Genomic DNA, 18,312 nt, shown 5'->3' with positions numbered 1-18,312 from the left:
GAGATCCAGCCGCGCCGGAGTCAGGACCATCAGATGTTCACGGTCATTCGTCGGCGATGTCCTGACTTCGTGCCGACCCGTGATTGCCACAGATGTTCGCCACCCGGAGCACGCAGCGATCTTGCCTTGCGGGAATATGGCATACGATGCCGACCTCACCGTCTTCTTCAGCCCAGGCCGCCCGGAAACGTCTCGCCGGCCAGCTCCGGGAGATGCGTGAGGCTGCCCGGATCTCTGGTCGGGAGTTCGCCAAACGGGCGGGGTGGGCGGACGGCACGATCGTGTCGAGGATTGAGAAGGCGCAGCGGACCATCACTGCTGACCATGTGCGGTTGTGGTGTCAGATCTGTGGAGCATCGCAGGGACGCGCCGAGGAGCTTCTAGCCGAACAGGCCGCTGTGGCGGGCATGTGGATCAGTTATCAGCAGCTCAACCGTGGCGGGTTGAAGAAGGCTCAAGAGTCTGTACGTGATAAGTACGAGCGCTTGCGTCTGCTGCGTGTCTACCAGTCCCGAGGCATTCCCGGCCTTCTGCAGTCGGAGGGGTACTTGCGGGAGGTACTGGCGGATATCTGGTCGGAGCAAGGCGTGGAAGCTGATGACAGAGTGCAGGACATCGCCGGGGCGGTAGCTGAGCGGATGGACCGGCAATCGGTACTGCACCGGCCCGGTAAGCGGTTCGTCTTCGTGGTTGAAGAGGTCGTGCTCCGGTACCGGACCGTCAGCCAGGAGACACATGCGGAGCAGTTGCGCCACCTGTTGGCGGTGATGTGCTTGCCGTCGGTGTCGTTCGGAGTCATCCCCATGAACGCAGACCGGCGCGGTATGCGCCCACGAGAGACCTTCACCATGACCGATAACGCACTGGTGAACGTGGAACTGGTATCCGGCTATCTGTCGGTGAGGCTCGCAACCGAGGTGGCCATGTACACCCATGCTTTTGAGCGTCTGTTCGCGCTAGCGGTGCACGGTGACCGAGCAGAGGCCCTGATCGAGGCAGCTCTGCAGGAGCTTGGCTAGATCTTGTAGCCATCGTGCGGTATGGCGCGCTCCCAAGCCATCTCAAAGGCACCTACCGTCTGAGCGACACGGCGAGGGTCGCTGACGAACTCGTACTCCTTCAGACTCCGGCCATCTCCCGCGTTGTGATGGAAGCGAACCAAACGCTGATCGAACATCCACAGATCAGCACCCGGCAACAGCAGGTCATAGGCCCTCTTGCGAGGGAGCCACCGGACATCCTCTCCTGCCGAGATGTTCTCGGGGGTGAGCCGGTGCTCCCACCTGATGTACGGCGTGACCGGTTCGGAGATGATCCTCAGCCGGCGTATGACGACGCCGCGGCTGACGGCTTCGGAGACAAGACCGGTCCATTTCGATCGGTCATAGGTTCCAGGGCCACCAGCCAGGAAGTCTTGATAGGCGGGATCGCTCTCGTCGTACACATCGCGCATTTCGAGGTGAACGGCTGAGCGCTTGGTGCTGGCCAGCAATGCCGCGAAGGTGGGTGCGCCGGGGCCTTCCACGTCCATGGCGTACGTCCCGCTCAGGGCGTCAGCGATGATCGGGCGCATCCGCTTCGGTTGCCACACGACTGCTTCGTCGTCTCCGATTGGTGCGTCTTCGGCGAAGCGCTTGAGTATCTCTGGATCGGTGACGATACGGCCCTGAAAGAACAGGTCTCCCGTGATGGGGTCAACGAAGACCGCCGGACACTCTTCGTCGGGCGTGTCGGGGTCGAGACCTACGAACTTGAGGGCGCAATTGTCCACGAGGCACTCCGTCCGGGTCGGGCTTTGACCTTCGCCCAATCCTTATCGCCGGTCAAGAGGAGCAGGCGATTTGGAGGTGTCAAACATAGTCAAACTACTAGCCTGTGCCGTGGACGAGCCGTCACCGTTGATGCATGGCCCCGCACACAGCGCACAGCGTCGGTACGCAAACCCCCTCGCATACAGCGACAGTGCCGCCCCGCGTCGGGTGTTCGTGGGCGACCCTGCGCCGGAAGAGCTTGAGGAGATCTGGCCTGAGGCGACCCCAACGCCGCTGGCGGCCCAACATCTCCGGCATCACGAAGGTGTTGACCCGGCCGTCTCCGGACAGTCTGTTCGCTCCTCATGAGGGTTCGGCGCCGGGTCAACGTGAGGAGATGAGCGTGAGCAGGAGGCAGCCTCATGAGCGTTGAGATTGCCTGGACGTCCCACTTCCGAGACACCGAATACGGGATGGTCGGAGAGATCAAGGCGTTCTCCCTGGTTGATCACAGGTACGGGTTCACCCTGTACCCCCGCCTGCCGGATCGCCAGGGTGTTCGGTTGCCGGATGAGAGCTTCCGTACCAGCGAGGAGGCGAAGGCGCAGGCTGAGGTTTTGCTCGGGGAGTTCATCGCAGCGTTCCTCGCCGAGGTCAGACTTGCGCGCCCGGCTGCCCTGAGTCAGGCCATGGAGGCATCGTGATCACGGGGGATAGATAGACACACGGCTGACGGGACGCCCCCATCGCGTCCGGCCGTGGGCATGGGCCCCGGTCCGGGACATTGGGGCGCCCGGTGGCACGGTCCTCGATCGGGAACACCCCGTCTCAGGGCTCAGCCGTGCGGTGGCCCTCGCCGGTGATGCCGCGGCGGGGCCACCAAGACTCCATCCGCTGAAAGGAGCAAGCTCATGTCTTCGATGATCGGTATGCGTACCGGGGCGGCACGGCTGGAGGACCCGCGCCATCCGGGCGACGACAAGGCTGCTGAGGCGCTGTTTGAGCGGGTTGTGGCCCGCATCGTGGCCACACATGACTTCGCGCCCAACCTGGCGCGTCAGGCGCTGGATCAGGCGCTGATCTTCCTGGTGGTGGCGGCCCAGGACACCTCCCGGGCGCTGTCTCCCTCGCCGACCGTTGATGCGGCGTGGGACACCTTCATCCTGTACACGGCCGAGTACAACCATCACTGCCGGCGCCATGGCGCATTCGTACACCACACCCCCAGCGACAACCCCGAAGTGCTCCGGTCGGCGCGGAATGTGTACACGGTGGGCGAAACCGCTGACCTGCTGCGTGAGCAAGGCTTCTACGTGCTGGACGGGCTCTGGCCGCGTGATGCGGCGGCCACGAGCAAGGCCAACTGCACCTCGTGCTACTCGGGCGATCACGTGGGGGACGGTGGCGGCGGGTAGACGAGAGGCGCGCGCATGGGCACGCACACACCTGGAACGGCAACGGTGTCAACCCCGGCTCGCGAAGCGGAACGGCTGTCGGGCCTGGTGGATAGGAGCGGATCATGCAGTACACCGAGGCCGAGCAGAGGTCCCGCCTGCTCAGCCCGGTGAACGACCTGAAGGCCACGCTCACCGATCGCGGCGTCAAGGCCGGGGAATCATCGCGCCAGGTGGACACCTACAACGCGCCACACCGTGAATTCCTCAACTGCGAAGTCATCTCAGAGTGGCTGCGTATTCGTGCGGAGGAGGGAGCGCATCGCTGAACCTCAAGCGGTGGTGTCCGTTAGGCGAGAGGTCAAGGCCCACTGCGATGAGTCCGAGAGTCGCGTGTCCGACCCTGAGGTCGTCGGCACATCCTCGGAGTCTTCGACTTCACCACGCTCACGGTCATGGACCCTTCCCAGATGTCCTGTCCGGAGGGTTGCCATACAGCGCGGCATCCTGCCGATCTCTACGCGCAAGCCGCGCGCCGCAGGCGCGCCGAAAATGAGGGCGTCCGAGCGGAGCGAGGGCCTTCGACCAGGGCGGGGTCCAGCTGGCTGACCACCCAAACGGGTAACGGGTGGGCCCTCCAGAAGGACGCCCGCCCGAAGGGAGGACCTAGCTTTTCAGGACGCCACATCCGTCGTGTAACGCCCCGCCGTACGGGAGCGTGCCATCGGCAGCAGTCGCACCGGCCCAGCCGCGTGCAGCGACCGCTGAATGGTCGTGATGTCACGCACCGTCCACCCGCACAGTACGGCGGCCAGCGCCGCCACCCCCAGCTCCGCCGCCCCCAGCCCAGTCAGCTCTCCCGAACTGGTGTCCAGCAGCCTGGCCCCGACCATGAACAGCGTCGCCAGGCATGCCAGCCACCACGCCCCCAGCAGCGTCAGCCAGCGTCCGCGCCGGTCGAAGGGGGGCCGGGCGTTGCGCCAGGTCTCGTCCGCGAGGAGGAAGGGGGCGATCAGGTTCACCCCGGGTACCAGCCAGGCGGCCAGGACCGGGCCTGCCGGGGTGGCGGGGGTGTTGGTCTGGCGGGCGCGGACGAGCCAGGTCAGGTAGGCGATGGCGGCGGCCAGGGTGGTGCCGGCCAGCAGCATCATCAGGACGGCGAAGACGGTCACCGCCCCGATCACGGTTTCTGAGGCGCGCGCTTCGCGGCCCAGTGTGGCGATCTGGCCGGCGAGGCTGCGGCCGCGTACCTGCTCGAAGACGACCAGGGCCCCGAGGGAAAGGACCTGGGTGGCGAGGGTCAGGTAGACGGCGGAGGCGGCCCCGGTCGGTGGTGTCTGGACAGCGCGCACGTAGTTCTCCCCCCGGGCCATGCGCTGGGTTCTCCCCTAACTTCTATCCCGCGCGCCCCGGGATTAATCAGCTCACCACGCCGGATTCCCATGCCCATGCTGCGGTTTCCACCCGGTTTCTGGCGCCGAGTTTCGCCTGGATGCTGCCCAAATGTGTCTTGACGGTGGACAGGGAGACGAACAGCTCCGCGGCCACCTCCTGGTTGGTTCTGCCGCGGGCCACGAGGCGGACCACGTCGAGTTCCCTCTCCGTCAGGGCCTCTTCCGGTTGTACGGCGGCGCGTTTCGGCTGGGCGAGATGCTGCAGCAGGCGGACGGTCACCGACGGCGAGACCAGCGCGTCCCCGGAGGCCGCCGCCCGGATCGCCTCGATGAGCAGCGTCGGGCCGCTGTCCTTCAGCAGGAAGCCGGTCGCCCCGGCGCGCAGCGCCCCGTAGACGTACTCGTCCAGGTCGAACGTGGTGACGATCACCACGCGGAGAGGGTTCTCGACCCCTGGACCGGCCAGGGCCTTGGTCACCTCCAGACCGTCCAGTTTGGGCATGCGGATGTCCAGGAGGCACACGTCGGGACGCAGCCGGCGGGCTTCGGCGACCGCCTCGGCGCCGTCGGGCACCGCCGCCACCACTTCCATGTCCGGCTGGGCGTCGAGGATCATCTGGAAGCCGGTTCGCACGAGTTGCTGGTCGTCGGCGATGAGCACGCGAATTGTCACGCCCACAACTCTAGGATCAGCCATTCGGCCAGGGGCAATCGGACGCTCGGCCGATCCGCGCGGCCCCTTCCGGGCGGAAGGCTGTGCGGCATGAACGAGGTACTTGTGGGAACGGCGCTGGCCAAGAGGTTCGGCCAGACGGTCGCGCTGGGCGGCGTCGACATCGTGGTGCGGGCCGGTGAGGCTGTGGCGATCATGGGCCCGAGCGGTTCGGGGAAGTCGACCCTTCTCCACTGCCTGGCCGGGATCATGAAGCCGGACTCCGGCGAGGTGCACCTGCAGGGGCAGCGCATCGACGCGATGGGGGAGCGGGGACGCAGTGCGCTGCGCCGTACCCGCTTCGGGTTCGTCTTCCAGTTCGGCCAGCTTCTGCCCGAGCTGCCCGCCGACGAGAACGTCGCGCTCCCGCTCATGCTCGGCGGTCTCGCCCGCGCCCAGGCGGTACGGCAGGCCCGCGAGTGGTTCGCCCCCCTCGGCCTGCACGGCATGGAGACCCGGCGGCCCGGCGAGCTGTCCGGCGGGCAGGCGCAGCGGGTGGCGATCGCCCGGGCGCTGGTCACCAGGCCGGCCGTGGTCTTCGCCGACGAGCCGACCGGCGCGCTGGACCAGAACACCGGCCACGACACCATGCGGCTGCTGGTGGAGGCGACCAAGCACAACGGGGCCTCGCTCATCGTCGTCACCCACGACCCGAACGTGGCCGCGGCCTGCGACCGGACCGTCGAGGTCCGTGACGGGCAGCTTCTGCAGGGGGTGCGAGGGTGAAGGCCACGCTCTCGCTCAGCTGGCGGCTGCTGCGCGGCGGCGGCCGCCGCGGCATGCTCGGCACCTGGCTGACGTTCGGCGCCGTGGCGGTGTCCACGGCGTTGCTGCTGTTCGCGGTGGCCGCGAACTTCGCCTTCGACGCCCGTGCCGACCGCGGCGCCTGGCGCAACCCCGTCGCGGCGACGAGCGGCGCGGTGGCGATCGAGGCGGTGCGCAACGACTACGTCCGCGACCGCCAGATCACCGTCGTGGACCTGGCCGCGCTGGGTGCGAACGCGCCGGTCCCGCCCGGTCTGCCGCGTTTCCCGGCGCCCGGCGAGGCGTGGCTGTCGCCCGCGCTCGCCGCCCTGGCCAGGGAACTGCCGGCCGACCAGCTGGCCGCCCGGTATCCCAAGGTCGCCGGGCAGATCGGCGACGAGGGCCTCGTGCACTCCAGCGAACTGGTGGCGGTCGTCGGGCATCGGCCGGACGCCGCCGCCATGACCGCGCCGCGCAGTGACGACTGGGTCGTGGGCGTGGCGCCGACGAAGGTGGCGAGCCTGAAGGGCGCGCCCACGCAGGAGGCCGAGGCGTACCAGGTCCTGGCCCTGATCGCGAGCGTGCTCATGGTCGTGCCGCTGCTGGTCTTCGGGGGCGCGGCGGCCCGGCTCACGGTCGCCCGCCGCGACCAGCGCCTGGCCGCGCTGCGCCTCGTCGGCGCCACGCCGGGCCAGGTGGTCACGATGACCGTGGCCGAGGCGGTCATCGTCGCGTTCGCCGGAGCCCTGTCGGGCGCCGTCCTGTACGGCCTGGCCGTACCGCTGCTGTCGCGCATCCGGATCGGCGGCGGCACCTGGTACCTGGCCGACCTGTGGCCGAGCCCGCTCGTCCTGGCCGGGGTGCTGGTGGCGGTGCCGCTGCTGGTCGGGCTGTCGGCGGTGGCCGGGCTGCGCCGCGTGGTCGTCAGCCCGCTGGGCGTCGCCAAGCGGGAAACCCCGCCCGGCCTGCGGTTCTTCCGCGTGGTGGCGTTGCTGGCGGTGCTGGCGGCGGTGCCGATGCTGAGCCGGGGCACCAGCGTGGGCGTCATCGCGGTGGTGATCGGGCTGGCGTTCCTGTGCATCAACCTGGTCGGGCCGTGGGTGGTGGCGCTGATCGGCCGCATCACCGCGGGTTCCGCCCGCCGTCCGGCGCGGCTGCTGGCCGGGCGGCGGCTGGTCGACGATCCGCGTTCGGCCTGGCGCACGGTGAGCGGCGTGGCGCTGACCGGCTTCGTGGCCGGCTTCCTGGGGTTGCTGAGCCCCGGGGCGTTCACTCCCGATCCGGGGCCGGTGCAGCTGAGGGTCGCCGTCCCCTCTGGTCCGGTCGCCGCGAAGGTGGACGAGGCTGCGGCACGGCTGCGGAAGGCCGGGGTCACGGCCACGGTCAAGGCCGAGAAGAAGCTGGTCGTGGCGGCGCTGGGCTCCGGCGTCACCCCGGAGGCGATCGACCGGGCACGCACCGCCCTGGACGGGCTGACGCCGGGCCGTACCCCGACCAGCGAGGCCGACGACCAGCACCTCGGCTTCCAGCTCCTGGCCGACGTCGGCGCGGGGACCGTGGTGGTGCTGTCGGTGTCGTTCCTGGTGGCGATCGCCAGCTCCGGCATCACGGCGGCCTCGTCGGTCCTGGACCGGCGGCAGACCTACGCGCTGCTGCGCCTGGCCGGGACGCCGCTGGAGGTCCTGGACAGGGCGCGGCGGGCCGAGACGCTGATCCCGCTGACGGTGATGGGCGGCGGCGCGATCGCGGTGGGCGCCTTCTGCGCGGTGCCGTTCATGCTGGGCTCGATGAGCGTGAACGGGCTGATCACCCTGACAACGTGCGTGGTTCTGGGCTTCGCCGGCGTGATCGGCGCCGGCGCCCTGAGCCGCCCCCTCCTCCGCGCCGTCACCGCCGACCCGGCCCCACGCCCGGACTGACCAAACCTCCGTAACTGTCTGTGATGCGGGCGTCACTGTGGAATGCTTCTTCGGGGGGTTTTACGATGAGGAGGCTGCCGCCCAACCGTCGGCCAGCCGGAGGAGGAGTAATGAGTGCCGCGCAGGACTGGCATGGCCCCTATACCGCCAACGATCTTGCGGATGAGTTCCGCTTCCCCTCGGACCAGGGCTTCTGGGAGCTGGAAGAAGGCTATCCGGTAATGTCTCCCTGGCATGGAATGGACCATGACGGTGCCATCGTCGACCTTCGGAGGGTGCTGGAGGCGGCTGCCGAGAAGGCTGGCGCCGACGTTCACATCAGCATGATCCGCATCAACACGGCGGAGGGTGGGAGCCGTGTTCCGGATCTCTCCGTTGTGGACGGCGAGGCGCAAAGGGCCGCCCGACGGGCGAAGGCCACGACGATGGACGCCGCGGACGTCATCTTGGTGGTCGAGTTCGTCAGCCCGAGCAACGTGGCCCGCGACCATGTCACGAAACGCCGTGAGTACGCTCGGTCCGGTATCCCCTACTACTGGATCGTGGACCTGGAGCCGGTGCCTGCCATCACCGCGCTGACGCTCCACGGCACGGAGTACGCCCTCCAGTGCAAGGCCGAGGGCGATGACGAGCTGGTGGTCGAGAAGCCGTTCGCGGTCCGGATAAGCCCTGTGCGGCTGGCCGAGGGCTAATCCGGCTGGACCAGGTCGCGGATGGTGCGGAGGGAGTCCTCGTCGCGGGGGCCCATGATCAGGAGGCTCGTGACGGGGGACTTGTGCCAGAGTTCCAGGCGTTCCTTGATGCGTCCCGGCGGGCCGACGAGGGAGATGCCGTCGGCCAGTTCGTCGGGGATGGCGTTGAACGCCTCGTCCTTGCGGCCGGCCAGGTAGAGGGCCTGGATGTGTCCGGCGGCTTCGGCGTAGCCCATGCGGCCGATGATGTCGGCGTGGAAGTTGCGGTGTTTGGCGCCCATGCCGCCGATGTACAGGGTGAGCATCATCTTCACGCCGTCCAGGGCGGAGCGGACGTCGTCGGAGATGATGACCATGACCATGGCGGCGATGTCGAAACCCTCGGGCCGGGCTGACAGGGCGTCGCCGTACATCTCCTCGATCTTGGACGGGAAGGCGAACAGCGGGAGCCAGCCCTGGGCGAGTTCGGCGGCCAGGGCGACGTTCTTCGGGCCTTCTGCGCCGAGATACAGCGGGATTTCGGGGCGTAAGGGGTGCGTGATGAGTTTGAGGGGTTTGCCCAGGTCGCCGGGGAGGGGGAGCGGGTAGTGGGGGCCCGGGTTCGTCACGGGGGACTCGCGGCGCCAGACCTGGCGCATGATGTCCACGTATTCGCGGGTCCTGGCCAGGGGCTGGGCGAACGGCCGGCCGTACCAGCCCTCGACGACCTGCGGGCCGGAGGCGCCGATGCCGAGCAGGAGGCGGCCGCCGGTCAGGTGGTCCAGGGTCATGGCGGTCATGGCGGTGGCCACGGGGGTTCTGGCGGAGATCTGGGCGACGGAGGTGCCCAGTTTGATGCGGCTGGTGCGGGCTCCGTACCAGGCCAGAGGTGTGAAGGCGTCGCTGCCGTAGGCTTCCGCCGTCCAGACGGAGTCGTAGCCCAGGCGCTCGGCCGCGAGCACGGTCGCGGTCGCGTCGTCGGCGTTGCGCTGCCAGTAGCCGAGGTTCAGGCCCAGCTTCATGTGACACCTCCGAATTAAGTTCTATTAGTGCTGTGCACGTCGTTGGGTGTCAATGCACGATCTTTCGGGGAAGTCAGATCTGTGTTCAAGGGTCTCTGCCGTGTCGCGTGCCTGCTGCTTCTCCTGCCTGCCGTTTCGGGGCCGTCGCCGGTCTCGGGGGCGGCCCGGCCGAACATCGTCCTGGTTCTCGTGGACGACCTGGAGAGCGGCTCCCTGGGCAACTTTCCGAACATCACCCAGCAGCTCGTGCGCCAGGGGACGTCGTTCGAGCGGTTCTTCGTGACGAACTCCTGGTGCTGTCCCTCGCGCAGCTCGATCCTGCGCTCGCAGTACGTGCACAGCCACGGCGTCCTCACCAACACGGCGCCCGAGGGTGGCTTTGAGAAGTTTCACCGCAATGGTCTGGAACGTTCCACGATCGGCACCTGGATGCAGGCCGCCGGGTACCGCACCGGGCTCATGGGCAAGTTCCTCAACCACTACCCGGGACAGGCGGCCGAGCCCACCTACGTGCCGCCCGGGTGGAACGACTGGCGGGTCCCGGTCCGCAACCTTTATGAGGAGTACGGCTACCGCCTCAACGAGAACGGCACCCTGGTCGACTACGGCTGGGCGGAGAGCGACTACCTGTCCGACGTGCTGGCCGGCAAGGTTCGCGACTTCGTCACCGCCGCCGCCGACCAGCCGTTCTTCCTCTACCTGGCCCCGATCGCCCCGCACAACCCGGCCAACCCGGCGGTACGGCACGCCGGCGCGTTCCCCGGCGCCCAGGCGCCGCGCACCCCGAACTTCAACCAGCTGGACGTCTCGGCCGAGCCGCAGTGGCTGCGTGAGCTGCCCGCCATCTCGGAGCAGGCCATCGACCGGATCGACGAGCGCTACCGGGCCAGGCTGCGCGCCATGCTCGGCGTCGACGACCTGGTCGGCTCGGTGATCGCCACGCTGCGCGAGACCGGCAAGCTGGGCAACACCTACATCTTCTTCGCCTCCGACAACGGCTTCCATCTCGGCAGCCATCGCCTCAAGCAGGGCAAGACCACGCCGTTCGAGGAGGCGATCAGGGTGCCGCTGGTGGTGCGCGGGCCCGGTGTCCCGGCGGGCGCGACGGTGCGCGAGCTGACCGCGACCGTGGACCTGGGGCCCACGTTCGCCGAACTGGGCGGGGCGGGCGTGCCCGTGTTCGCGGAGGGGCGCTCGCTGACGCCGTTCCTGCGCGGGCAGCCTCCGGGCAGGTGGCGCAAGAACGTGCTGATCGAGTTCAACCGGCCGTTCAACCGGATGTCGGCCAGGCAGACGCCGGTGCCCGACTACAAGGCGCTGCGGACCGCGGACCACACCTTCGTGCGGTACGACACCGGGGAGACGCAGTTGTACGACCTCAACCAGGATCCGTACCAGTTGCGCAACCTGGCGGGGACGGCGCCGATCCCGCTGGTGCTCAACCTTCAGGCGCGGCTGACGGGCATGCAGACGTGCTCGGGGCCGTCGTGCCGGGTGGCCGACCTGCGCGAGTGAGCGGGTCAGGGGCGGAAGGCGCACCTGCCGGGCGCGGGCAGCCTGCCCGCGCGGAAGGCGCCCGGGGGTACGCCCATGACCGACCGGAAATCGGCTGACATGTGCGACTGGTCGTAGAAGCCGGTGCTCGCGGCGAGCTCCGCCCACGGCTCGCCCCGGTCGCCGGCCAGGACGCCGCGGACCCGGTGGATGCGCGCGTAGAGCTTGGGTGACAGGCCGACGCCGTCGTGGAAGAGGTTGCGCAGATGCCGCTCGGAGACGCCCAGCTCGCGGGCGATCTCGGGCACCTTCGCGGTTGCGGTGAGCATGCCGGCGGCCGCCTGGATCGTGCGGGCGCGGCCGGTGTCGGCCGCCGAGGCCCGGGCCAGCCGTCCCGCCAGCTCCGCGGTGAGGCGGCCGGCCAGGCGGGCGTCGTCCGCCTCGGCGGCCAGGTGGTTCATCAGGGTGACGGCGGGGCGGCCCCACATCTCCCGCAGGTGGACGACCTCGTCCACGAGCTCGCTCATCGCCACCCCGAGCAGCGGCCCGGCCAGCCCCGGCCGGAGGCGGACGGTCACGCAGCGCGGCATCTCCCCGAGGGCGAAGTACGACGCCTTGGTCCGCGGCCCCAGCACGAGAAGGCCGGTCCCGTCCCAGCCGCTGCGGAAGACCAGCGTGGTGGCGGTGTCCGGCTCGCGCACGTGTCCCTGGCGCACCGTCGTGTTCATGCTGGTGGCCAACTCCGCTGCCGTGCCGATTCTTCCTATAGGCCGGATGTCTCCTGGTGGCAGCGTGGACGGCATGATCCTGATCACCGGTGCCACGGGCACCATCGGCACAGAAGTGACCCGGCTCCTCGCACAGGCGGGCGTCCCGGCCAGGGCGATGACCCGCGACCCGGCCCGCGCCGGCGGCACCGCCGTACCAGCCGTCCGAGGGGACTTCGAGGATCCGCGGTCGCTGGAAGCGGCGGCGGCGGGCGCGCGGGCGGCGCTGCTGCTGACCGGGTTCGGCCCCAGGCTGGCCGAGCACGACCGGGCGTTCGTCGCGGCGGCGGAGAAGGCGGGCGTCGAGACGATCGTGAAGATCTCGGCCATCGGGGCGCAGGACACCGGCGACCCGGGCGACGTGGCCTCCCTGCACGCGGCCGGCGAGCGCGCGGTGACCGGGTCCAGGGCGGCCTGGACGATCCTGCGGCCGTCGATGTTCGCCACGAACGCCCTGGCCTGGGCCGACATCGTCAAAGCCGGGCAACCCATCCCGAACATGACCGGCGCCGGCCGTCAGGGCATCGTGGATCCCCGGGACATCGCCGCGCTCGCCGTGGCCGCCCTGACCGGCTCCGGCCACGAGGGCCGCATCTACGAGGTCACCGGGCCGGACCTGCTCACCGTCGCCGACCAGGCGGAGCTGATCGGCAAGGCGATCGGCCGCCGCGTGGAGACCGTGGACGTGCCGATCGAGCGGGCCGCCGCCCAGATCCCGGACGCCGCGTACGCGCGGGCGGCGGCGAAGGGCTGGGCGTTCATCGCCTCCGGCGGCAACGCGGTGGTGACCACGGCGGTCCGCGACGTCCTGGGCCGGGAGGCGCGTGGCTTCGGGCAGTGGGCGGAAGAGAACAAGGCGGCGTTTCAGAACAACGTGGGATAGGCGTGGGCCAAGTGCCCGGCCACCGCCTCGGCGGCCTCTTCGGGGGAGCCGGAGGCGATCGCGGCCAGGATGCGCCGGTGGTCCTCCTGCAGGACGCTCGTGTCGCCGAGCTGCTCGACCGCCTCGATCGCGTGCCTGCGCACCGACTCGCGCAGCGAGCGCATGATCGCCGCGATCAGCCGGTTGCCGGATGCCTCGGCGATGGCGCAGTGGAAGGCGGTGTCGTGCTCGACGAACTCCTCGGCCGTGCGGGCCGCGGACATCCCGGCCAGCGCCTCGGCCAGGGCGGTCGTGTCGGCGCGGGCGGCCGCCGCGCCGGCCGCCGCCCAGCGCTCGATCATGAGCCGGGTGTCGATCACCTCGCGCAGCTCCCAGCTGGCCAGGCCGAGATGGAGCCGGAGCAGGTCGGTCAGCGCGCTGTCCGGCCGCGCGGTCAGCACCGCCCCGGCGTCCGGCCCGCGCCCGGCCTGGGAGGTGACGACGCCAAGCGTCTCCAGCACGCGCAGCGCCTCCCGCACCGACGAGCGGCCCACCTGAAGCTGCTCGGCCAGCTGCCGCTCGCCGGGCAGCCGGTCGCCCGGGGCCAGGCCGTCCTCGGCGATGCGCTGCTCGATCTGGGCCAGCACGTCCTCGAAGGCGCGGGTCCGTTTCACGGGCCGCCATCCGGTGTCGGTCACGGGCACCCCCTCTTGTCGCGGTGTATGGTCTGACCATACTGTGGTCTGACCATAGAGAGGAAGGAGCGCCGTGCGGGTCGCGCTCTTCATCACCTGCGTCAACGACACGCTCTTCCCCGGCACCGGGCGCGCGGTCGTCTCGCTCCTGCGGCGGCTGGGCTGCGAGGTCGACTTCCCCGCCGCCCAGACGTGCTGCGGGCAGATGCACGTCAACACGGGCTACCGCGAGCAGGGGGTACGGCTGGCCAAGCACTTCACCGAGGTCTTCGCGGACTACGACGCGGTGGTGGCGCCGTCCGGGTCGTGCGCGGCGATGGTGCGCGAGCAATATCCCAGGCTGGTACGGCCCGGCAGCAGGGGGGCCGCGGCGGTGGCCGAGCTCGCCCCGCGGGTCCACGACCTGTCGGAGTTCCTCCTCGACGTCCTGAAGGTCGATGACGTAGGCGCATATTTCCCGCACCGGGTGACATATCACCCGACGTGTCACTCGCTCCGCGGCCTCCACCTTGGCGACAAGCCCGCCAGGCTGCTGCGCAACGTCCGCGGCCTCGACCTCATCCCCTTGGGCGGGGCCGAGGAGTGCTGCGGCTTCGGCGGCACGTTCTCGGTCAAGAACCCGGCCATCTCCGCCGCCATGTGCGCCGACAAGGTACGCAACGTGCTCGACACCGGCGCCGAAGTGCTCTGCGCGGCCGACAACTCCTGCCTCATGCACATCGGCGGCACGATGAAACGCCAGAAGACCGGGGTCCGGATCATGCACCTCGCGGAGATCCTGGCCTCCACGGAGGAACGATGACCTTCCTCGGTATGCCCGGAAATTTCCCGGAAAATGCGGCGGTAGCCGTACAGGACAGTCAGCTGCGCTACAACCTTCGCAAAGCCACGCACACGATCCGCGGCAAACGCGAGAAGGCCGTGGCCGAGCTGCCCGACTGGCCGGAGCTGCGCGCGGCCGGCAAGGCCATCAAGGACCACACCCTGCGCCACCTCGACCGCTACCTGCTCCAGCTCGAGGAGGCGGTCACCCGGCACGGCGGCACCGTCCACTGGGCCCGCGACGCCGCCGAAGCCAACCGCATCGTCACCGACCTGGTCAAGGCCACCGGCGAGCGCGAGGTCGTCAAGGTCAAGTCGATGGCCACCCAGGAGATCGGCCTCAACGAACACCTGGCCGCCCAGGGCATCACCGCCTACGAGACCGACCTCGCCGAGCTGATCGTCCAGCTGGGCGACGACTTCCCCTCGCACTTCCTGGTCCCGGCGATCCACCGCAACCGCTCGGAGATCCGCGAGATCTTCCTGGACAAGATGGCCGCCTGGGGCCGCCCCGCCCCCGAGGACCTGACCGACGACCCGCCCGCGCTGGCCGACGCCGCCCGGCTGCACCTGCGCGAACGGTTCCTGGCCAGCAAGGTCGCGATCTCCGGCGGCAACTTCATGATCGCCGAGACCGGCACCGTCGTGGTGCTGGAGTCCGAGGGCAACGGCCGCATGTGCCTGACCCTGCCCGAGACGCTGATCAGCGTGGTCGGCATCGAGAAGCTGCTGCCCGCCTGGCGCGACCTGGAGGTCTTCCTGCAGCTTCTGCCGCGCAGCTCCACCGCCGAGCGCATGAACCCCTACACCAGCACGTGGACCGGCTCGGCGGAGGGCCAGGACTTCCACCTGGTCCTGCTCGACAACGGCCGCACCGGCGTGCTCGCCGACGAGGTCGGCCGCCAGGCGTTGCGCTGCATCCGCTGCTCGGCCTGCCTGAACGTCTGCCCGGTCTACGAACGCGCCGGCGGCCACGCCTACGGCTCTGTCTATCCGGGCCCGATCGGCGCCATCCTCACCCCGCAACTGCGCGGCATGCGCACCGATCTGGACGCCTCGCTGCCGTACGCCTCCTCGCTCTGCGGCGCCTGCTTCGAGGCCTGCCCGGTCGCGATCGACATCCCGGAGGTCCTGGTCGACCTGCGGGCCAAGGCCCCGCACGGGCGGGCGGAGCGCGCGGGCATGAAGGTCGCGGGCTGGGTGCTCAACGACGCGGTACGGCTGGCCAAGGCCCAGCGCCTGGCCACGCGCTTCCGCAAGCTGGTCCCCGGCAGGCTCCCCGGCCCCCTGTCGGCCTGGACCGACACCCGTGACCTGCCGGACATTCCGGAGGAGTCGTTCAGACAGTGGTGGGAGCGAACCGGCCACGGCGCGAGTGAGGGAGGCGAGTGACCCCATGAGCACGAGCGGAACGAGCGCGCGTGACGAGATCCTGGGCCGGATCCGCGAAGCCGTACGAGGCGCCCCCGACGTGGAGATCACCCGCGACTACCGCACCGTGACGGCCGTGGACGACCCGGTCGCCCTGTTCGCCGAGCGGGCCGCCCACTACCGCGCGATCGTGCACGTGCTGCCCGCCGCCGACCTGGTCGCCAAGATCGCCGAGCTCACCGCGGGCAAGACCATGGTCGTGCCCGGCGAACGCGCATGGACGATCCGGGAACTCGCCGCGGCCGACGGCGTCGTCACCGGCTGCGCGGTCGCCATCGCCGAGACCGGCACGATCGTCCTGGACACCCGCCAGGGCAGCCGCGCCCAGACCCTGCTGCCCGACTACCACCTGTGCGTGGTCCGGGCCGGGCAGATCGTCGGCGGCGTGCCACAAGCGCTGGCCAGGCTCGACCCCGCCCTGCCGCTCACCTGGATCAGCGGCCCCTCCGCCACCAGCGACATCGAGCTCAACCGGGTCGAGGGCGTGCACGGGCCGCGCACCCTCGAAGTGATCGTGGTTGTCCCTTCCGGGCCGGGAGCGGAAGGGTCACTCTGAAGGGGTGACAATCACGGTCATCGGGTGGGACGGGTCGGAACTGCCGGACAAGGCCGCCAACCGGCTGCGCGCCGCCACCCTCGTGGTCGGCCCCGACGCCGTCCTCGGCGAGCTCACGCTCAGCGCGCCGACCGCCCTCCCGGAGGCGCTCCCCGACGTCCTCGACGACCACCTCGAACACGGCGACGGCCCCGCCGTGGTGCTCGCGGAGGGCGACCCCGGCCTGTTCGGCCCCGTGGGCGCGCTGCGCGCCCACGGGCTCAAACCCGAGGTCCTGCCCGCGGTCCCGCTGGTCAGCCGCGCCTTCGCCGGCGCCGGACTGCACTGGGAGGACGCCCTCGTCCTTGCCCCCGCGGGCGGCTACCAGCTCAGCCGCGTGGCCAACGCCTGCCGCGCCCACCCCAAGGTCGCCGTCGTGTGCACCCCCGGCATCGGCCCGGCCGAGCTCGCCCGCGAACTGGCGCCCACCACCCCGCGCTCCCTCATCGTCTGCGAGGACCTCCACGGCCCCGACCCGCGCATCACCCACAGCCGCATGGGCGAGGCCACCACCCGCCCGTGGAAGGACCCCGACGTCGTGCTCGTCCTGGACCCGCTGCACCGGCCCGCGGAACGCGGCTGGGTGGCCGGCGCCCAGCCCGGCCCGCGCGAGTGGGCGCTGCCGTTCGGCACCGGCATCGCGCCCGAGGTCCGCGCGTTCATCCTGGCCAAGCTCGGCCCCCGCCTCGGCGACCTGATCTGGGACGTCGGCGCCGGCGCCGGGGAGATCGCCGTCGAGTGCGCCAGGCTCGGCGCCGCCGTCGTCGCCGTCGAACGCGACGAGGCCGCCTGCGCCCGCCTGCGCGCCAACGTGCTCGAGCACGGCGTCAAGGTCGCCCTCACCCGCGGCCAGGCGCCGCCCGCGCTGGAACCGCTGCCCGCCCCCGACGCCGTCTTCGTCGGCGGAGGGGGACCCGACGTGATCGGCGCCTGCGCCGCCCGCGGCCCCCGCACGCTCGTGTGCGCGCTCAAAACGGTCGAACGCCTGCCCGCCGTCCTCGACCTGCTGCGCGAGCACGGCTACCGCGCGGAAGGCAGCCAGATCCAGGCGTCCAGGCTGACCGTGCAAGCCGACGGATCACACGGCCTGCACGCCGTCGACCCCGTGTTCGTCGTCCACGCGAACGCCCTCTGAGCTGTCGCCCATCGCCGTGCATCGGTTATCCTCGCGTGTCTTGTCTAAACATCGGAGAACCCCTACACATGAAGCCGCCGCTCCTGCTCATCGGGCAGGGCTCGAACGACGACGCCGACTCCGCGGAGTTCGGCCGTTTCGTGCATCGACTCCGATGCCGTCTTGACGAGCACTCCGCCGAGGTGTCCGGCGGCTACCTCGAACGCGCCACGCCCAGGCTCAGCGACTCCGTCGCCTCCCTGGTCGCCCGGGGCCATCACCGCCTGGTGGCGCTGCCCCTGAGCCTCACCCGGGTCAGCGACGACTTCCCCGCCGCCCTGGCCTTGGAGCAGGAGAGGCACCCGACGCTCATGTACGACTACGGCCGCCCCCTCGGCCCCGACCCCCGCGTGCTGGCCGTCCTGGCCGAGCGGCTCAAGGACGCCGCCGCCGAGATCGTCGAGCCGGTCGCCGAACGCCCCCGCCTGCGCGTCGTCGACTCCGCCTACGTCGACGAGCCGACCCGCATCGAGCCGGGCGAGACCGCCGTCGTCCTGGTCGGCGAGGGCTCCACCGACCCGGTCGCCAACGCCGAGATCCACCGGGTCTCGAGGCTGTTCTGGGAGACCCACGCCTACGACTTCATGACCGTCGAGACCGCCTTCGTCTCCGTCACCCCTCCCGGCGTCCCCGGCGGCCTGGAGCGCTGCCGGCGGCTCGGCGCCAAGCGCGTCATCGTCGTGCCCTACCTGCTGTTCGCCGGCGGCATGCTGGAGAAGGTCTGGGCCCAGGCCCTGGCCTACGGCGCCGGCCACCCCGACCTCGACATCCGCTGCGCCGAGGTGATCGGCGACTGCGAGCCGCTGGCCGACGTGGTCATCGACCGTTACGAGGAAGCGCTCCAACTCGTCCACTAAGGGGTCTC

Annotated in this window: 20 protein-coding genes; 14 read left to right on the top strand and 6 right to left on the bottom strand. The window is 70.2% G+C overall.

From position 1 onward, the window contains the following. Positions 1-146: 146 nt before the first annotated feature. The gene (locus tag FVE25_RS39910; RefSeq protein WP_157252689.1) at positions 147-1,019 is read left to right on the top strand and encodes a Scr1 family TA system antitoxin-like transcriptional regulator; all 873 of its coding nucleotides are present in this window, start codon (positions 147-149) and stop codon (positions 1,017-1,019) included. Here the strand turns inward: FVE25_RS39910 and FVE25_RS39905 are convergent. Next, a complete protein-coding gene (locus tag FVE25_RS39905; RefSeq protein WP_246268179.1) occupies positions 1,016-1,771 on the bottom strand; it encodes a DUF6879 family protein in 756 nt (251 codons plus the stop codon). The two genes, FVE25_RS39910 and FVE25_RS39905, sit on opposite strands and share 4 nt — an antisense overlap. A gap of 402 nt (positions 1,772-2,173) precedes the next feature. Here FVE25_RS39905 and FVE25_RS39900 point away from each other — a divergent pair, with 402 nt between their 5' ends. From FVE25_RS39900 to FVE25_RS39890, 3 genes are all read left to right on the top strand, one after another. After that, positions 2,174-2,455 (top strand): hypothetical protein, encoded by a 282-nt coding sequence (locus FVE25_RS39900; RefSeq protein WP_157252688.1) that lies wholly within the window; start codon positions 2,174-2,176, stop codon positions 2,453-2,455. Between the two features lie 207 nt (positions 2,456-2,662). Then, entirely contained in the window at positions 2,663-3,166 is a 504-nt protein-coding gene (locus FVE25_RS39895) for a glycine-rich domain-containing protein (RefSeq protein ID WP_157252687.1), read from the top strand. Positions 3,167-3,270: 104 nt separating this feature from the next. Then, the gene (locus tag FVE25_RS39890; RefSeq protein WP_157252686.1) at positions 3,271-3,474 is read left to right on the top strand and encodes a hypothetical protein; all 204 of its coding nucleotides are present in this window, start codon (positions 3,271-3,273) and stop codon (positions 3,472-3,474) included. Between the two features lie 345 nt (positions 3,475-3,819). On the opposite strand, the gene FVE25_RS39885 is transcribed toward FVE25_RS39890, so the two are convergent. Then, positions 3,820-4,518, bottom strand: coding sequence for a DUF4328 domain-containing protein (locus FVE25_RS39885; protein ID WP_157252685.1), 699 nt, complete (start codon positions 4,516-4,518; stop codon positions 3,820-3,822). 46 nt (positions 4,519-4,564) lie between these two features. Continuing rightward, positions 4,565-5,212 carry a response regulator gene (locus FVE25_RS39880; protein ID WP_219825848.1) on the bottom strand — a complete coding sequence of 216 codons (648 nt, stop codon included), beginning with the start codon at positions 5,210-5,212 and terminating at the stop codon, positions 4,565-4,567. Between the two features lie 90 nt (positions 5,213-5,302). Here FVE25_RS39880 and FVE25_RS39875 point away from each other — a divergent pair, with 90 nt between their 5' ends. The 3 genes from FVE25_RS39875 to FVE25_RS39865 all read left to right on the top strand — a co-directional run bounded on the left by FVE25_RS39875 (position 5,303) and on the right by FVE25_RS39865 (position 8,606). Continuing rightward, on the top strand, positions 5,303-5,977 hold the full coding sequence (locus FVE25_RS39875) for an ABC transporter ATP-binding protein (protein WP_157252683.1): 675 nt from the start codon (positions 5,303-5,305) through the stop codon (positions 5,975-5,977). Further along, on the top strand, positions 5,974-7,914 hold the full coding sequence (locus tag FVE25_RS39870; RefSeq protein ID WP_246268177.1) for an ABC transporter permease: 1,941 nt from the start codon (positions 5,974-5,976) through the stop codon (positions 7,912-7,914). The genes FVE25_RS39875 and FVE25_RS39870 overlap by 4 nt, the downstream gene beginning before the upstream one ends. 110 nt (positions 7,915-8,024) lie before the next feature. Further along, positions 8,025-8,606: a Uma2 family endonuclease gene (locus FVE25_RS39865; protein ID WP_157252682.1), complete on the top strand. Its 582-nt coding sequence runs from the start codon at positions 8,025-8,027 to the stop codon at positions 8,604-8,606. Here the strand turns inward: FVE25_RS39865 and FVE25_RS39860 are convergent. Beyond that, positions 8,603-9,607, bottom strand: a complete 1,005-nt coding sequence (locus FVE25_RS39860) for an LLM class F420-dependent oxidoreductase (RefSeq protein WP_157252681.1) — start codon at positions 9,605-9,607, stop codon at positions 8,603-8,605. The two genes, FVE25_RS39865 and FVE25_RS39860, sit on opposite strands and share 4 nt — an antisense overlap. Positions 9,608-9,688: 81 nt before the next feature. Between FVE25_RS39860 and FVE25_RS39855 the strand changes: the two genes are divergently transcribed. After that, positions 9,689-11,122: a sulfatase family protein gene (locus tag FVE25_RS39855; RefSeq protein ID WP_246268175.1), complete on the top strand. Its 1,434-nt coding sequence runs from the start codon at positions 9,689-9,691 to the stop codon at positions 11,120-11,122. Between the two features lie 5 nt (positions 11,123-11,127). Here FVE25_RS39855 and FVE25_RS39850 read toward each other — a convergent pair whose 3' ends face one another. Further along, positions 11,128-11,829, bottom strand: coding sequence for a helix-turn-helix domain-containing protein (locus FVE25_RS39850; protein ID WP_157252679.1), 702 nt, complete (start codon positions 11,827-11,829; stop codon positions 11,128-11,130). Positions 11,830-11,902: 73 nt separating this feature from the next. Between FVE25_RS39850 and FVE25_RS39845 the strand changes: the two genes are divergently transcribed. After that, positions 11,903-12,751 (top strand): NAD(P)H-binding protein, encoded by an 849-nt coding sequence (locus FVE25_RS39845; protein WP_157252678.1) that lies wholly within the window; start codon positions 11,903-11,905, stop codon positions 12,749-12,751. Here the strand turns inward: FVE25_RS39845 and FVE25_RS39840 are convergent. Next, positions 12,733-13,428: a FadR/GntR family transcriptional regulator gene (locus FVE25_RS39840; RefSeq protein ID WP_157252677.1), complete on the bottom strand. Its 696-nt coding sequence runs from the start codon at positions 13,426-13,428 to the stop codon at positions 12,733-12,735. The genes FVE25_RS39845 and FVE25_RS39840 overlap by 19 nt on opposite strands. A gap of 70 nt (positions 13,429-13,498) precedes the next feature. Between FVE25_RS39840 and FVE25_RS39835 the strand changes: the two genes are divergently transcribed. The 5 genes from FVE25_RS39835 to FVE25_RS39815 all read left to right on the top strand — a co-directional run bounded on the left by FVE25_RS39835 (position 13,499) and on the right by FVE25_RS39815 (position 18,304). Next, positions 13,499-14,227: a (Fe-S)-binding protein gene (locus FVE25_RS39835; RefSeq protein WP_157252676.1), complete on the top strand. Its 729-nt coding sequence runs from the start codon at positions 13,499-13,501 to the stop codon at positions 14,225-14,227. Beyond that, positions 14,224-15,639 (top strand): lactate utilization protein B, encoded by a 1,416-nt coding sequence (locus tag FVE25_RS39830; protein ID WP_425489521.1) that lies wholly within the window; start codon positions 14,224-14,226, stop codon positions 15,637-15,639. Before FVE25_RS39835 ends, FVE25_RS39830 begins: the two co-directional genes overlap by 4 nt. 4 nt (positions 15,640-15,643) lie before the next feature. Further along, complete coding sequence (locus tag FVE25_RS39825) at positions 15,644-16,234, top strand: LutC/YkgG family protein (RefSeq protein ID WP_157252675.1); 591 nt, start codon at positions 15,644-15,646, stop codon at positions 16,232-16,234. Between the two features lie 4 nt (positions 16,235-16,238). Next, a complete protein-coding gene (locus FVE25_RS39820; RefSeq protein WP_246268173.1) occupies positions 16,239-17,408 on the top strand; it encodes a bifunctional cobalt-precorrin-7 (C(5))-methyltransferase/cobalt-precorrin-6B (C(15))-methyltransferase in 1,170 nt (389 codons plus the stop codon). Between the two features lie 68 nt (positions 17,409-17,476). Beyond that, complete coding sequence (locus FVE25_RS39815) at positions 17,477-18,304, top strand: sirohydrochlorin chelatase (protein WP_157252674.1); 828 nt, start codon at positions 17,477-17,479, stop codon at positions 18,302-18,304. The last annotated feature ends 8 nt before the right edge of the window (positions 18,305-18,312 follow it).

This window comes from Nonomuraea typhae (assembly GCF_009760925.1).
GTDB classification, from domain to species: domain Bacteria; phylum Actinomycetota; class Actinomycetes; order Streptosporangiales; family Streptosporangiaceae; genus Nonomuraea; species Nonomuraea typhae.
This window is presented reverse-complemented; position numbering and strand designations above follow the sequence as displayed.

Bases quoted from the DNA above. Each gene is read 5' to 3' on its own strand.
- FVE25_RS39845 (WP_157252678.1), top strand. From the start codon at position 11,903: ATGATCCTGATCACCGGTGCCACGGGCACCATCGGCACAGAAGTGACC.
- FVE25_RS39900 (WP_157252688.1), top strand. From the start codon at position 2,174: ATGAGCGTTGAGATTGCCTGGACGTCCCACTTCCGAGACACCGAATAC.
- FVE25_RS39825 (WP_157252675.1), top strand. From the start codon at position 15,644: ATGAGCACGAGCGGAACGAGCGCGCGTGACGAGATCCTGGGCCGGATC.
- FVE25_RS39850 (WP_157252679.1), bottom strand. From the start codon at position 11,829: ATGAACACGACGGTGCGCCAGGGACACGTGCGCGAGCCGGACACCGCC.
- FVE25_RS39815 (WP_157252674.1), top strand. From the start codon at position 17,477: ATGAAGCCGCCGCTCCTGCTCATCGGGCAGGGCTCGAACGACGACGCC.
- FVE25_RS39885 (WP_157252685.1), bottom strand. From the start codon at position 4,518: ATGGCCCGGGGGGAGAACTACGTGCGCGCTGTCCAGACACCACCGACC.
- FVE25_RS39830 (WP_425489521.1), top strand. From the start codon at position 14,224: ATGACCTTCCTCGGTATGCCCGGAAATTTCCCGGAAAATGCGGCGGTA.
- FVE25_RS39865 (WP_157252682.1), top strand. From the start codon at position 8,025: ATGAGTGCCGCGCAGGACTGGCATGGCCCCTATACCGCCAACGATCTT.
- FVE25_RS39910 (WP_157252689.1), top strand. From the start codon at position 147: ATGCCGACCTCACCGTCTTCTTCAGCCCAGGCCGCCCGGAAACGTCTC.
- FVE25_RS39860 (WP_157252681.1), bottom strand. From the start codon at position 9,607: ATGAAGCTGGGCCTGAACCTCGGCTACTGGCAGCGCAACGCCGACGAC.
- FVE25_RS39890 (WP_157252686.1), top strand. From the start codon at position 3,271: ATGCAGTACACCGAGGCCGAGCAGAGGTCCCGCCTGCTCAGCCCGGTG.
- FVE25_RS39875 (WP_157252683.1), top strand. From the start codon at position 5,303: ATGAACGAGGTACTTGTGGGAACGGCGCTGGCCAAGAGGTTCGGCCAG.
- FVE25_RS39895 (WP_157252687.1), top strand. From the start codon at position 2,663: ATGTCTTCGATGATCGGTATGCGTACCGGGGCGGCACGGCTGGAGGAC.